The sequence below is a fragment of the Microbulbifer maximicatervae (SeqCode) genome (genome assembly GCF_052467385.1).
The window spans coordinates 3,746,913-3,760,618 of record NZ_CP174311.1 but is presented as its reverse complement, the minus strand read 5'-3'; the positions used below and the strand labels follow the sequence as shown (position 1 = coordinate 3,760,618).

The 13,706-nt window shown below is 43.0% G+C and carries 13 protein-coding genes; 2 read left to right on the top strand and 11 right to left on the bottom strand.

Annotated features, from left to right (window positions below):
* Positions 1 to 438: 438 nt before the first annotated feature.
* Both ACJJIR_RS16030 and ACJJIR_RS16025 read right to left on the bottom strand, forming a co-directional pair.
* The gene (locus ACJJIR_RS16030) at positions 439 to 1,008 is read right to left on the bottom strand and encodes a hypothetical protein (protein WP_444906104.1); all 570 of its coding nucleotides are present in this window, start codon (positions 1,006 to 1,008) and stop codon (positions 439 to 441) included.
* Between the two features lie 1,073 nt (positions 1,009 to 2,081).
* On the bottom strand, positions 2,082 to 4,754 hold the full coding sequence (locus ACJJIR_RS16025) for a CBM96 family carbohydrate-binding protein (protein WP_444906103.1): 2,673 nt from the start codon (positions 4,752 to 4,754) through the stop codon (positions 2,082 to 2,084).
* Positions 4,755 to 5,061: 307 nt separating this feature from the next.
* Between ACJJIR_RS16025 and ACJJIR_RS16020 the strand changes: the two genes are divergently transcribed.
* Positions 5,062 to 5,997, top strand: a complete 936-nt coding sequence (locus tag ACJJIR_RS16020; RefSeq protein ID WP_444906102.1) for a transposase — start codon at positions 5,062 to 5,064, stop codon at positions 5,995 to 5,997.
* Positions 5,998 to 6,310: 313 nt separating this feature from the next.
* On the opposite strand, the gene ACJJIR_RS16015 is transcribed toward ACJJIR_RS16020, so the two are convergent.
* The 7 genes from ACJJIR_RS16015 to ACJJIR_RS15985 form a co-directional block, all read right to left on the bottom strand.
* Complete coding sequence (locus ACJJIR_RS16015; protein WP_444906101.1) at positions 6,311 to 6,691, bottom strand: energy transducer TonB; 381 nt, start codon at positions 6,689 to 6,691, stop codon at positions 6,311 to 6,313.
* An 82-nt stretch (positions 6,692 to 6,773) separates the two neighbouring features.
* Positions 6,774 to 7,154, bottom strand: a complete 381-nt coding sequence (locus ACJJIR_RS16010; RefSeq protein ID WP_444906100.1) for a VOC family protein — start codon at positions 7,152 to 7,154, stop codon at positions 6,774 to 6,776.
* 31 nt (positions 7,155 to 7,185) lie between these two features.
* Entirely contained in the window at positions 7,186 to 7,722 is a 537-nt protein-coding gene (locus ACJJIR_RS16005; protein ID WP_444906099.1) for an SLATT domain-containing protein, read from the bottom strand.
* A 102-nt stretch (positions 7,723 to 7,824) separates the two neighbouring features.
* A complete protein-coding gene (locus ACJJIR_RS16000; protein WP_444906098.1) occupies positions 7,825 to 8,622 on the bottom strand; it encodes a hypothetical protein in 798 nt (265 codons plus the stop codon).
* 86 nt (positions 8,623 to 8,708) lie between these two features.
* A complete protein-coding gene (locus ACJJIR_RS15995; protein WP_444906097.1) occupies positions 8,709 to 9,425 on the bottom strand; it encodes a hypothetical protein in 717 nt (238 codons plus the stop codon).
* Positions 9,415 to 9,927 (bottom strand): hypothetical protein, encoded by a 513-nt coding sequence (locus tag ACJJIR_RS15990; protein WP_444906096.1) that lies wholly within the window; start codon positions 9,925 to 9,927, stop codon positions 9,415 to 9,417. Before ACJJIR_RS15990 ends, ACJJIR_RS15995 begins: the two co-directional genes overlap by 11 nt.
* Before the next feature lie 760 nt (positions 9,928 to 10,687).
* On the bottom strand, positions 10,688 to 11,053 hold the full coding sequence (locus ACJJIR_RS15985) for a hypothetical protein (RefSeq protein WP_444906095.1): 366 nt from the start codon (positions 11,051 to 11,053) through the stop codon (positions 10,688 to 10,690).
* A gap of 211 nt (positions 11,054 to 11,264) precedes the next feature.
* Between ACJJIR_RS15985 and csrA the strand changes: the two genes are divergently transcribed.
* Positions 11,265 to 11,453 (top strand): carbon storage regulator CsrA, encoded by a 189-nt coding sequence (gene csrA, locus ACJJIR_RS15980; protein WP_444894824.1) that lies wholly within the window; start codon positions 11,265 to 11,267, stop codon positions 11,451 to 11,453.
* Positions 11,454 to 11,575: 122 nt separating this feature from the next.
* Here csrA and ACJJIR_RS15975 read toward each other — a convergent pair whose 3' ends face one another.
* Both ACJJIR_RS15975 and bioA read right to left on the bottom strand, forming a co-directional pair.
* Positions 11,576 to 11,992, bottom strand: a complete 417-nt coding sequence (locus ACJJIR_RS15975; RefSeq protein ID WP_413664776.1) for a DUF6746 family protein — start codon at positions 11,990 to 11,992, stop codon at positions 11,576 to 11,578.
* 405 nt (positions 11,993 to 12,397) lie between these two features.
* Positions 12,398 to 13,669 (bottom strand): adenosylmethionine--8-amino-7-oxononanoate transaminase, encoded by a 1,272-nt coding sequence (gene bioA, locus ACJJIR_RS15970; protein WP_444906094.1) that lies wholly within the window; start codon positions 13,667 to 13,669, stop codon positions 12,398 to 12,400.
* Between the last annotated feature and the right edge of the window lie 37 nt (positions 13,670 to 13,706).

The window sequence follows — 13,706 nt, the reverse complement described above, 5'->3', positions numbered from 1 at the left end:
CTTATGGATAAAGAGCGATTATGGGGCCCTATAATGCCTGCGTAAAGGATGGGGGCAATAAGAATCGCACTTGACATATGAAAACCCCCAGTAGGAAGATCACCGTTTAATGACCTCTAACTGCCAGCGAATAGCTATACCATAAGGTTTTGTGGGGAGGAAGCCGCGAGTAAAACTATGAGTTAGCGAACAGAAACATCCTATATGGCTTAGTCTGGAGGCCAAGGGTGCCGAAGCCACGTGATCTAGTGGATAGGGTTAATGATGCAGCTGATTTGTGAAATTTTATACTCTTATATTGGGAAATCTGTGCAATTTTTTTTCAGTGATTCTGCCAGCGTGGCTATTGGCTGGTAAGTAGGTCCAACCGGTTAGCATTCATGACCCGCATGATGGGTGGTGTGGTGGCCGGTAGTTAGAAACTACCGGCCACCCGATTTATATTTCTTCTTGTTGAGGAACAAAAGCCTCTTTACTGCCAACGAGAACCACAATAAGAAGTATTATATCGATGACAATACTAGTGATTGAGCCAGGTATTTTAGCCATCAAGAACCCACTATCTGACTGCGAGCTAATTACTGTTTGAACAATGGCCCAAATAACAGACGCAGCGATAGCTATATAGAAAATTTTTATTGCGAAATCTTTGGTCATCATTAGAAATATTCCAGATATAAGATACAGACCTGCTACGACCATAGATACTATACCAAAAACAATTGACCAAGATTCATACCACTCTGGGACCTTAAACTGTTCTTGCATAGACTCCATCATTTGAGAAAACTCAATTCGTTTGGGTTCACCTTCCTCTTCAATTTCTAGTGTCAATTGGGGTATATCCTTTCCATCAGGAGTCTTCCCTTTACTGAATTCAGTCATCATTTCTTTCTGCATTTCGAGCATCGAGGGCATGGCTATTTCCTGAGCGCCACCAAGAACCCCAAATATCCCGAAGATAATTGCCAACACTCCAATTATTGTCGCCCATGTAGGTCTTTTCATTTACTACTCCATAGTTCAGTAAAAATATAACGCCTTTGTAATGGGCAGCTTTGTAGCAAAGCCACGTTTAAAGCTGTCCAGCCCGAAGGGCGATCGTTGACAAACTTGGTACGCCCAGCATGGGCGTGAACTAATGGGGTGAAAGTCCCCTGTAGGAAGATCACCATTTAATGGGTTCCATTAAATGCTAACTACTAGTGAATGGCAACTGCAACACCGCGAGGTCTTGTGGGGAGGAAGTCGTTAGCAAAACTGGGAGCTGACGAACAGAAACATCCTGTAAGGCTTAGCCTGGAGGCGAGGTGGCCAAGGAGACTGCAGCTATGTGGCTAGTGGGCCGGGCTAATGATGTAGTCGTGCATTGCAAGATCACGTTCTTATCTGGAGAGATCTGTTTAGCTAGCTGCTGTCTGCGTGGCCGCTAAGTCATAATTAGGCCCAACCCGCTAGCCTCGATTCAGGAGGCCTACTTTATAGCCTATGTAGATCTCAAGCCGATCGGTACCATTTCTCAAAACGCGCCCCCTATCCTTGAGCGGCTGGGCACCTCAGTAAAACACTGGCTCTATCTTAATCGGAACTTTGAAAGCCGCTTTAAAGGCCTGGTGGGATCAGCAGAGGCCGTACGGCAAGCCTGTATTCGGCTCAATAAACGTTGGGCACATGGTATAGGCGACTGCCAACGTTTCCTTTTTGTAAAGCCCCACCAATTCTCTCCCAATCTTTCGATACTATCCCTTCCGGTTTGGTCAAAATCACGCAATTTTCAAACCTAAAGCATAATTTTTCAGTATTTCACTTTGCCATATACCTGATCAGGAGAAATGGCCGTCAAGGTGGAAGGCCTGTACTATTTCCAGAGTCATCTTTCAATCTATGGGTGTCCTATTGTTGCTGTAACTGCATATACAGCCATAGAACCGGTAACACGCAGCTTGATCGAAAGAGAATAAATTCTTAGTACTTGATTAAAATATAGCCTTATTCGCTATGTGACAGATTTCTCAGAGCCAAAGGCGAATTTGCCAGAGGCTCCCTAGGTTAATTAGAGTTATAAATCACATCTAAGCTTTTTAATTATCGTGAAGCCTTCTCTCAAGCTGAAACTGGTACAAGGAATCTATTGCTAATTTATCTCCCATGTTCTCCATGAGAATCAGGTCTTTAATTTCGTGATCACCGAAATATATCTCACTATTATACCGGCCAATGTCTCCCTCCCCTCTTGTCCCTACAATTGCACCCAAACCGTTTAGAGAATCTGAAAGTACGATCCAAGGTGAGTTTGTCCAGCGTGTTTGGTATGGATCTTCACTTGTCTCACGGGCCCAGAAAGCAGCCTGTTTGTACTGTTTACCTTCAATATTCCAAAAGATTGATTGTATGGAGGTTCTTCCAGCTTCACGACCAGCTCCTCCCGAAGCAGAGCGTGCGGTCGAAATTAGAAAGTCATTTGTTAAACTTACAGAGTCTATCAAATTGGACTGGCTAAACCACATATGGTAATCATTACCCAATTGGAAATCGTGCATCTCAAGCCCATTTCTATAATAACTCCCGCTAGCTACTGCTCCGAAGTTGCTATTGTAAATAACATTGCCTGAACTAAAACTCTTCAAGATACTATAACCATGTCGATGGTTTTTAGCTTCTACGCTACTCAGCAAGCAGTCATTAGCATTTATTAAAGTGAAAGCATAGCCATTTCCACCTTCCCCTAAATATTGAGAATTATTTACTTTTACATCCTCAATAGTTATGTTTTTAGAGTTTGAGATGACTATTCCATTTGAGAGAAAATTAAATGACTCTCCGTCGTGTACTGGATCAAATGTACTTACTGACTTGATCCAGCCGTCAACCAAATAATTTAAGTTAATTAAGCTTGAATTATGAACATAATAAGCAGGACTCCCCTTCGTATTGTAATCGCTATTTTTAAACCCTTCATTTTGTTGGTAAATATAGCTGACTCCATGATCGTTTTGTAATGGCATGTTACTAATTGATAGATCCTCAATTCCAATATTATTAATATGGGTGTTGGCTTTATATGCAATCGCGCCAGAACTTACAGCTAATGAATAACGGATAGGGCTGTCTAGTGTTATAGAGTTTCCATTTATGCCTTCTATACGTCTTAAAAACCCGACACCCTGAACTCCATAATGATATTCGTATGATCTTTGTGGGTTTAAACTAATTATGGCGCGATAATTTGTGTAGTCCACGCCGTCTTCCTCTCCCCAAAATCTCCACCAAGAGGCAGCTGCATGTGAGTCAATAAAGTTTCGTGTTGCAAAAGATCTAATAACGATATAGTCACCAGTTTTTAAGGAGTTCCCATTATAATTTAGAGAGCCATCACCTGAATTATATGTACCTTCAAGTTCGATTGTGTTTTTTACTCCATAAACACTCGAAGCTAGTGGAATCGGCCTTGTATCGACTATCTCATAATACCTATTCCCCTCTTCATCTAACTGTTGATTAGTCCTTGTAAGCTTTGCCCAGTCCTGATCTCCATTTTTGGGCTTTACTCCAATTATGCTTTTCTTTCTCATGGAGTATTTTTCTTCTAGGTTACCAATAGTTGATTGAGTTCCCAAAAGGTAAGTTTTATTAACCCCATCTCCTTTTAATACAATGTCATCGCCCCATATCCAAATCACTTGATTTAAAGACACTCCTTCTGAATTTTCATAGTGACTTACCCAGAAGGGATCGTTAGTAACTGTATTTTCATTCCAAAAGTGCCTGGCATTTTCAAAGTATTTTTGAGCCTCTTTAAGACTTACTTGATATGGTTCTCCGTTACTCTTGCTAGGAAGGTAGACATAATGCGGATAACCCGTAGCACGCGCTAGAATAATTGCATGATCAATCGCTTTTTGAATGGCTATTGTATCGTCTTGCTCATCGCCGATGCCATGATAGTCGTTGACATTGAGAATGTTTGAGTCTAGATCTTCCACTTTTCTTTTGGGGATATTTAATCCCTGTTTATATCCGGAATATGAGAAGTCTTGTATAATTAAATCATCTTTAAAGTTTAAGTTGGATTGGTCGCGGGTCACTAATTCATGAATTATATTGTTTTCACCTAATTTGATATCAAGTTTAGGCTTTAGTTCACTCGTTTCTGCTTCCAGTGAGGCTAAATGCAGCCAGTGGTTCGCGGTAGATCCACTAATTTCGTTTAACTTCAGCTTAAGAACAACCTCTTTTGTTTTGGTGTTTTCAACTTGCCAATTTATTATTTCGGTTACATTAAATGAGTACCACTTCTTTGTTTTATCTACATGTAATCTGTTGCGAAAATAGGAGTTTTCTCTTTCCAGGTTGTCCCAGTTTGAAGTTTTGTCTAGGTTGTCGAAGTTGCTTTTGTAGAGTTCAATGTATTTTTCAGTGCCGGTTCCTGAATTAGAAACATATACTTTAAGTTCGGCTTTTTCTACTGGGTGATTAATCTCTGAAAAATTAAATTTTAAATATATTTCTCTTTTGAATCCATCAGATGGCGCCCACTTTGCCATCAGAATAGGTTCCGAGAAGTAGGTGTCACTAGCATAATCTCCACCGCGTATATAAGTATCAAAGGTTGGAAGCAGAGTTCCTGTACCATTTTTAGCGCTGAATTCAATGTAATCGTTGCCGTGAGATAGTTGACAGAGAAAAAAAGACAATGCTAAAAATTGTTGTAAGAAAAGTTTAGCGATTCTGAATTTGATACCATTTATTTTCACTTTAAAATTTTTCCTCGGAAAATTGCGATGTAGAACAATAGAAGCAGATCTTCGCTGGCATTTAATTAATAAATGCAGTTAGATCAGGATGGCACTAAGTTAAGCTCTAGTAGTTCAGGCTTGATCTGACAGTCACCAGGTTTTCAGAGAGTGCTCTGCCAGGTCAAATTCAGTTTACAGGTTTTTGTTTCCAGAAGGCCGTTTCTGGACACCCATCAAAGGTAGAGCTTAAGGCGTCACAGCTATTGACACAATACGGAAATCACAATAAAAGTACTGGATATTAAAACAGTTAAATCCATACCCTATGACCCAGCCTCGTCGCTCACAGATCTCACTTGATGCGACTCCGTACTATCACTGCGTCTCCCGCTGTGTACGCAGGGCGTTTCTTTGTGGAAGAGATGGTCAATTGGGGAGGGATTATGAGCACCGGCGCCAGTGGATTGAGACTGGGATGCACAAGCTAGCTGCTATCTTTTCGCTGGATATCGCTGCCTATGCGGTAATGAGTAATCACTACCATGTGGTGCTCTATATTGATGCTAAAACGGCCAGAACTTGGTCTGATACTGAGGTCATTTTCCGCTGGCAGGAGCTATTTAAAGCTTCTAATTTGGCTCAGCGCTTTCTTCAGGGTGCCTCTCTGGATTGCAGTGAAAAGAACAAGCTTAAAGAGCTGATCGATCTGTGGCGAGAGCGATTAATGGATATTAGCTGGTTTATGCGCTGCCTAAACGAATCTATTGCTCGTCAGGCCAATGCAGAAGACCGCTGTGCAGGCCGCTTCTGGGAGGGCCGTTTCAAGTCTCAGGCGCTATTGGATGAAAGAGCCTTGGCTGCCTGCATGGCCTATGTCGATCTCAATCCTATCCGTGCCGATATTGCAAAAACCCCGGAGGACTCCGATCACACGTCCATTCAGCAGCGTGTTCGCGCTGTGATCTCAGATGAGCAGCCTAAAGAGCTACTACCGTTTGTGGGCGGCGAGCGCCTTAATATGCCGAAGGGGTTGCCCTTTCAATTGGATCACTATTTGGCGTTAGTAGACTGGAGTGGCCGGCATTTAGACCCGAAAAAACGCAGTGTCATTTCTCAAAATACTCCCCCTATCCTTGAGCGGCTGGGCATCTCAGCAAAACACTGGCTCTATCTCAATCGGAACTTCGAAAGCCGCTTTAAAGGCCTGGTGGGATCAGCAGAGGCTGTACGGCAAGCCTGTATTCAGCTCAATAAACGTTAGGTACATGGCACAGGCGATTGCCAACGTTTCCTTTCTGCAACGCCCCATTAATTCCTTCCCAACCTTTCGATACTATTCCTTCCGGTTTGGCTAAAAACACGAAATTTTCAAACCTCAAGCATAATTTTTCAGTATTTCACCTTGCCCTACATCAGGCTAGGATAAATGGCCGTCAAAGTGGAAGGCCTATACTATTTCCGATGTTATCTTTCAATCTATGGGTGTCCTAGTGTTGCTCCGTGGTTTGGGGCCGGAGTGGAGCGCCAGCGGAACGAAGGTCCCAGTCGAAGGCGGCAACACCACCTTGTTAGGCTTATTTTTGAATACTGAATGTAACTGTTTCAACAATACCCTTGGCCCCGCCAGAATATTGGTAATTTTTTATAGCATCAATTGCCGCTTGATCAAATACACCCGCAGGACTAGAGGCATAAACCTTGTGATTAATAGTGCAACCTTTTGGGTCTGTATCAAATTTTACTTTAGCAAACCCCTCAACTCCTTTCTTTAGTGCATCCAAAGGATATATTGGCGTTTTTTTGAAGTGATAACACATTCCATTGTCTTGGCAATGATCGGGATTTAAGGCTTTTCCCGCACAGAAATCACTTTCTCTTGTAATTAAATATACGTCCTCTTCAGCCCCAACCAGTTGACTGAAAAATACTGTTAATAGAAGTAGCGCTTGCTTCATGGGTACAGCCTAATGCCCGCATTTGGGGCTGCTAAAGCGCAGCGCAAGCAGTCTCAGCCCGTAGGGCGACAAGATGCGTTTGTTAGGCATGAATATTTACTCTCCAAGGCGGATTTAAACGATTCTCTCCAGCCCAATACAATTTAATTTTATTACCCGATGGATCTTTTACAATTGCCTCACGCCAAAGATAACCCTGATCTGTTGGCATCTGCTCAAAAATTATGCCTTTTTTAATAAGGCTATCAACCAATTGATCAAGTTGTTCATGCTCAAAATATATAACAGAAGTATTTGAGCACTCATTTTCTTCAAGCACTAAAGAAAATGTTGAACTCCCTTCGGGGCATTGAAATCTAACATAATGTGGAGTATCAACAATTTGTAAAAACCCCAATGTAAGATAAAAATCAACTGCTCTTTTCATATCCCTTACAGGCAAACTGACTTGATTTAAATTCATAAATTACGACTATCCCTTGTTGCCTAACGCCTCAAGAAGGGGCGCCGGTTACAGCGTCCCGCTTGCTTGACTTGTTAGCCTTTTTTAGCGAGTGAAACTTATTTCTAGCGCCACTCAAAGCTGAGTCAGATATTGGGCATTCCTGTGCCTTTTTATTTGCTTCGCTATATTTTGATTCTAACGTGGAAACTGATACCCAACCTTCTTCTATGCTCATTACATCTGCTTTGATTTTTCCTTTCGATATCCTGGACTCTCTCTCAATATCAGAGTACAAATTACCGACTTCAATATGTAGCATAGATTTTTTCTGGTAGCTTAAGTATGTTTGAACTCCTGCAAGAGTTGCTGCCAGAAGTGATAACACAGAGATTATTGTGCCCGAATAATCGCCTAAAGACTTAATCAAGGTTGAGCCAATAAATACATTTATTATAACAACCGGAACTCCAAGAATTAGCGTCAGATTTTGTTTGGAGCTGGATGATTTAAAATGCGCAAACTTACAAGTTGCTGCATTCATCTCTATCCTTTCAAATTCAATTAGGAGTGTTTCCTTTTTATCCATTATTCTTCCTTGTAAGGCTAGCGCTGCACTCATAGGTGTGAAAAAGTGAAGCGAGGAACGAGCGCAGCTTTGTAGCGTCCCTTGCAGTGTTTTGTTAGCATTTTATCTTGGCGGTAGAACTTCGAAACCAAATTTTACAACATCATCCACCTTCCCAAGGCCGACTACAGAAGTCGCATGAAAATCTCTAGGGCTTTTAATAGCTATTGCGACCCAAAGCTTCTTACCTACATGTTTGTTTTGTATAGTTAAATCAAAGTTGCCATTATTTTTCCATTCGAATTCATAAGGAAGAGCATTAGGCAGTACGGTGTATTCTAACGAGTCTCCTTTTGGATCAGTGCCAGCCACATTAAATTGAATCTGATCACCAGGGCGTAAAATACAGCTAGTATCATGTGGATTTCGCTCACCAATAGCCCATGTGTTTCCCAGGCTATCTTGAACACTTTCAATTCTAGGGTAATATGACTCACCAGTTTCCATGTTGCTAAAGTACTCCGTAATTTCTGCCCGAATTTTACCACTAATCCCAATAGCAAGGTGCTTTTGGTAAGGAAGTAAATCTCTTCTGTGTGCATCTGGATTTCGTAGCTCTTCCAATATATTGAGTAGAACTTCTATCTCTTTCCATTTCCCAAATACATCTGAAAACCCTTTATCCCAGCATTTTTTAAGAATTGTCTTTAAATCATAAAAGTCAGCATAATAGATGATACGGGGATCACTATAGCCAAACTTTTTTTCATCAATATTTTTTCGTTCTTCCCACTGCTCTATGCGTTTATCAGATACTCCACACGAGTAAAACCAGTCTGCTCCGAACTGTTTTGATAGAATGAAATTCAATAAATCCCTGAGTGAATTTTCTGCGTATTTAAGTGAATCTGAAATATCCATATACAACCTTACAATGCCAACGCCTGGCTTTGCGGCGTGCCGAAGCGGAGCGTAGGCACGTCCGACAACAGCCACTTGTTAGCTGCCTAGAATTGAGAATACACATTTAGAATAAGACTTTCGATATGTGCAGACACGCGGTGCTCACCTAGCTTGAGGCTATTTGGATGGCCGCATCCGTTTCGAAACGTGAGTGCCGTTTGAAGCTCTTGCTTTACACTTTTCCCTATAACAGATGCTGACTCACAAACCTCAAGGAAATCTGCCTCTTTCATTCTTGTAAGGTCATCTGTTGTATTGGCAGCTTTCCACTTTGGATTTTTCTTGGCGGCTGCAGAATTAAAGTCTTGCTTGTGGTTGGTTAGCACATGGTTGTATAAAACAGAAACCGCACCAACCCAAGATAAGACTACAGCAGCTCGGTATAAGTGTGTTTCAAAACACTGTACAGCCTCTTCGACAAAAGCCTTAGTTTCACAATTCGTTATGCTAGCTAAACTGCCTCTAAGTGAGCTTGATAAAACGGCTACAGGGCCACCGATCAAGCTTTTTACATGTACTTTTCCCTTGGCAGTAAGTTCCCATCCATCTGGGCTACGAATAACTAGCCCTTTTTGGCGAGACAATATAGATGAAACATTGAGTTTCTTTATTGCTGGATATCCGCAAAGAATGCCAATTTGAGTTAAATTCTTGACGGGCTTTGGCGTTGAAACATCAACGGCAAGGCACAAAAGAACTTTGTCTTTTTGATTTATATCTGGGTTAGATATATGTTGTTTTACGGATTCATTACTGAGCAAGCCTCGCCTCCATGCTTGATCTTTGAGAAGCACTTAATGAATAAGTATTCTTTGCTGTCTCAAATAACTTTCCATCTTTAAGCAACCTAGTTAATGTGCCTGTGAGGTTTTTAGCATAGGTCTGCTTGTAATATGGAGAAGCAGATTTCATTTCTTCTTGCAATTGCGCTCGACTAAAGGACTCTACTCCAAGCGATAAAGTCAGTCTTGCAGCTGCAGCCAAAACAAGCTCTGGCCCAGATTTTACCCCTAATCGTGCTGCAACAGTGCCTGTAGTGGCTTGCAAAGAGCTTGTTGTTTTTTCAGTTACAGTACCCCCTGAACTTGCTGGAGAGGGGGCCGGAGCTGGATCAGCGTTAACGGTCGTTTCAGTTACCCCGCTTTCCTTATAAAGATCTGAAACCGCCGAAAGCAAGGCTGGCAGCTCTTCTTTCAAAAATGCTTCACTCCCCTCATACTCAATTTCGATGGGTCCCATCTTTATTTTGATCTTACTATCCATATAAACTCCTAAATTTTGAAATCGTTCGATGAAGCAGCTAACAGCTATTTAGCAGTCATTCTGACCACTATTATCCTGATTGTTATTTCAGAATCAATTTCTGCGCCAAGGCCTAAATTTTTATTTAAAACCATAGACTTAAAGCATTCTGATACGTCCGTACAAACTGGAAAAACGATCACTTTGACTACTATCCCAATTTTTTACGCTATCCCGTAACCCATTGATTTCATGATTGTTTTTGGGTTTATCTTCTTGTTCTCCAATATCACGGTCAATGTGATCGTAAATCCCTAAGCTAGCACTTGCCAACTTTTACAGGCTGGTATTAGTTGGGGAGTGATTAAGGTATCCAGGGTGCCTCTGAATCACTCTGTAATATCTCTGCGGATCTTGAAGGCTAAAGATGTTAGGCGCAGTTCGCCGCGAATGGACGTAGCCCTTTGCAAGCGTTGCAATGCAGCAGATGTGGCCTTCAAGGATTGGCCTGAGGGCTTCCATAACGATTCATGCACCGTGTTGAGACTTCCTCTAAGGTCTAGTCATTCCTGTGAAGCTGCGCTCTTATTTAAACCACTCTGTAAGTCGAGGCATCACTGGGTTATTCAGAGGCTCCTAAATCTCGCAGTAATATCCTAAAAGTCTGCAAGTTACTTTGGTCTATGGAGAGATCTTTTCTGTAGATATGTGGAGTACGTATTAAATCAAAGCATTGATGATTTATTGTTGTCTGAACTCCAGCGTGGGAGCGGTGGGTATATTAAGCTAATCGGCCATTTTTATATGCAATCGAAATTTTTAATGCGTGAGCAACAAAAAATATAGGCACAAAAATAATCTTATTAGATTTTATTAGGATTGTTTTAATGTCAAAGCCACGTAAAATCGATAGATATTTATTGGTAGTTTGGCCGCGATTAAGAAGCGATCTAAAGGCAATAATCAAAGCAGCTCGGTTCGAAGAGCCGAGAGAATCAAGAACCCAAGAATCTTCTAAAAACCAACCCCTCAAAGGAGAACGGTAGCGTGAAGTAAGAATAAGTAAAAGGCGCTGACCCAAGGTGCTGGAACACCTGGGGCCAGCTAACCAAATTGATAAATCACCTATCAAGATGGCTATATGCATAGTACGCTAGAAACCCGCTCGTCTTCAATAAAGTGGAGCACAATCAGCGGCTTGGAGAGATTCTTCAAGCCCTGGGGGCGTTGCGTCTGCCTTTTCTTTTTCTATGCCTACCGTTCTCGCGCACCACCTCGCATTTACTCAAAACATTTCTATTCAAGCTTTCCTTTTGTGGAAGGTCTATCCATGGTTTGAGTATCAGTAGGAAACCAATATGTTGATTTTAAAGCGCCGTACAGGCGAAAACTTATGGATTGGAGCGAATGTCTCAATCACAGTATTAGAAGTTAAGGGCAATCAGGTAAAGATAGGAATAATTGCTCCAAAATCCCTGCCAGTACACCGCGAGGAGATTTATGTGCGGATCAGACAGGAAGGAAATCTGGTCAGTGGGAATCGTTGAGAAGTTGATGGAGATTGTATCGGGGTGGTGTTGCTATGAAAGCGCTAACTACTGTTAGTTAGCGCTTTCAGTTGAGCCTTTCGCTGCGGATAGAGACAGGTTAAGCTCGGAAGTGATCTGTATTAGTGATGTTTATGCTTAAATCCAGCTTCAAACTTTTCTGCTAATTTAAAGTAGTGATTCAGATCCTTGCGGGTTTTTTCTGGGCGGTTGTTTTCGGAGTTAATGTGGATGTTCTCCACAACAACGGCGATGTCTTTTGCCAGCTTCTGTCTTTCACCTTTCAGGTTCTCAGCGAAGTACTCAACACTTTTTTCGAGGGTGTAGGTGATGACATGAATCTGGTGAAGTTCAGCAGGATTCAGCTTTTGCTTGCTTTTAATTTCTGCTGTTTTCTCAATGAAAATCTTCTTGGCATCCTTCATAGAAGTAACGTCCGCTACTTTGAGATGCTGGATGGGCTTTTCGTCTGATGCGGGGCTAGCTTGAGCAGTGGTAGCAAAAGTAACAGCAAAAAGTAACGCAATTAAAGTTCTCATTTTTCCTCTCTAACGCCCAAACGCTAAGGGTTGATAAGGCATTGATCGGGCGAAGTGAATGCCTAACATTTTTCAGTGATCATTCTGGCCACTTTGATCGCTATCGTAAATGAGGATAACTATCATTAACATTCATGATACAGGAATTTTTAGGTGCTCAAAACATTTGTGGCAAAAATTGCGATCAAGCTGATCGAAATTTGTAAGGAATAAGAAAATTGAATCTGGAAAGAATGCGCAGGGAAGGGGGCAGCGGAGGTTTTTAGCCCGGAAGTGGCGCCCCCGAGTTATGGAATTTGATCTATTAACCCTCTCTTCGCGGTAGCAAAGAGAAGGTTACTTATAGGAGGAGCCGGTTAACCCGGTATTATTGAGACCGGCTTCACAAATTACTTGGTACGGAAGCTAGGAAATCTCTCCCAGTACATCAACCATCGCTGAGGTTAATTTCCTGAGGTCTTCTTTAGTAATCACATAGGGCGGCATGGCGTAGACCAGTTTGCCGAAGGGGCGCAGCCAAACTCCGCGTTCGATTAGGGCTTCCTGCACTTTGGCCGTATTTACCGGCTCGCGCATTTCCACCACGCCAATCGCTCCAAGGGCTCGAACATCAGCGACACCCGGTGCAGATTTTAATGGGGCTAGCTGTTCGGTCAGCTGCTGTTCGATCGCAGTTACTCGCTCCTGCCAAGGGCTGTTGAGTAACAATTGGATGCTGGCGTTAGCGACGGAACAAGCCAGGGGGTTACCCATAAAAGTGGGGCCGTGCATAAATACACCGGCTTCTCCCTGGCAAATACCTTCGGCTACTTTATCGGTACAGAGGGCGGCGGCGAGGGTCATAGTGCCGCCGGTGAGGGCTTTGCCCAGGGTGAGAATGTCGGGGGTGATATCGGCGTACTCACAGGCAAACATTTTACCGCTGCGGCCAAAGCCGGTGGCGATTTCATCGGCGATAAGCAGTACGTTATTCTCGTCGCAGAGTTCGCGCACCCGGCGCAAATAATCGGCAGAATAAAAACGCATGCCGCCAGCGCCCTGGACGATGGGCTCTAAAATAATCGCGGCCAGCTGATCGCGGTTCTCTTCCACTTGCTGACACAGTTCAGCGATATCATTGTCACTACAGGTACTGCCAAAGGGTGTTTGCGGAGCGGGTGCAAACTGGTGCTGGTTCAGATGTTCAGCAAACAAATGATGCATTCCGGTGACTGGATCACAGGTGGCCATGGCCCCGAAAGTATCACCGTGGTAACCGTTGCGCAGGGCCAGCAGGCGGTTCTTTTCGGGCTTGCCATGGGAGTGCCAGTATTGCACGGCCATCTTGATAGCCACTTCCACAGACACTGAACCGGAGTCAGCAAGAAATACCCGGTTGAGACCAGGTGGAGTGATTTCCACTAATTTCTTGCACAGCTCGATCGCGGGCTCGTGAGTTAAACCCCCGAACATCACATGGGACATTTTGTCCATCTGATCGCGCATGGCCTGGTTTAGCTCGGGCACATTGTAGCCGTGCAGGGCGCTCCACCAGGAGGACATACCGTCGATCAGGCCGCGCCCGTCTTCCAGGTAAATACGTACCCCTTCGGCCCGCGTCACCGGGTATACCGGCGGCGGGTCGATCAGGGAGGAGTAGGGGTGCCAAATATGTTTGCGATCGAAATCCAGGTCCATAAAAACTACATCTTTATTTTCAAGAGCCGACAATCAT

Bases quoted from the DNA above. Each gene is read 5' to 3' on its own strand.
- ACJJIR_RS16000 (WP_444906098.1), bottom strand. From the start codon at position 8,622: ATGGATATTTCAGATTCACTTAAATACGCAGAAAATTCACTCAGGGAT.
- ACJJIR_RS15985 (WP_444906095.1), bottom strand. From the start codon at position 11,053: ATGCATATAGCCATCTTGATAGGTGATTTATCAATTTGGTTAGCTGGC.
- ACJJIR_RS16015 (WP_444906101.1), bottom strand. From the start codon at position 6,691: ATGAAGCAAGCGCTACTTCTATTAACAGTATTTTTCAGTCAACTGGTT.
- ACJJIR_RS16030 (WP_444906104.1), bottom strand. From the start codon at position 1,008: ATGAAAAGACCTACATGGGCGACAATAATTGGAGTGTTGGCAATTATC.
- ACJJIR_RS15990 (WP_444906096.1), bottom strand. From the start codon at position 9,927: ATGGATAGTAAGATCAAAATAAAGATGGGACCCATCGAAATTGAGTAT.
- ACJJIR_RS15975 (WP_413664776.1), bottom strand. From the start codon at position 11,992: ATGAGAACTTTAATTGCGTTACTTTTTGCTGTTACTTTTGCTACCACT.
- ACJJIR_RS16020 (WP_444906102.1), top strand. From the start codon at position 5,062: ATGACCCAGCCTCGTCGCTCACAGATCTCACTTGATGCGACTCCGTAC.
- ACJJIR_RS16005 (WP_444906099.1), bottom strand. From the start codon at position 7,722: ATGGATAAAAAGGAAACACTCCTAATTGAATTTGAAAGGATAGAGATG.
- ACJJIR_RS16010 (WP_444906100.1), bottom strand. From the start codon at position 7,154: ATGAATTTAAATCAAGTCAGTTTGCCTGTAAGGGATATGAAAAGAGCA.
- bioA (WP_444906094.1), bottom strand. From the start codon at position 13,669: ATGGACCTGGATTTCGATCGCAAACATATTTGGCACCCCTACTCCTCC.
- csrA (WP_444894824.1), top strand. From the start codon at position 11,265: ATGTTGATTTTAAAGCGCCGTACAGGCGAAAACTTATGGATTGGAGCG.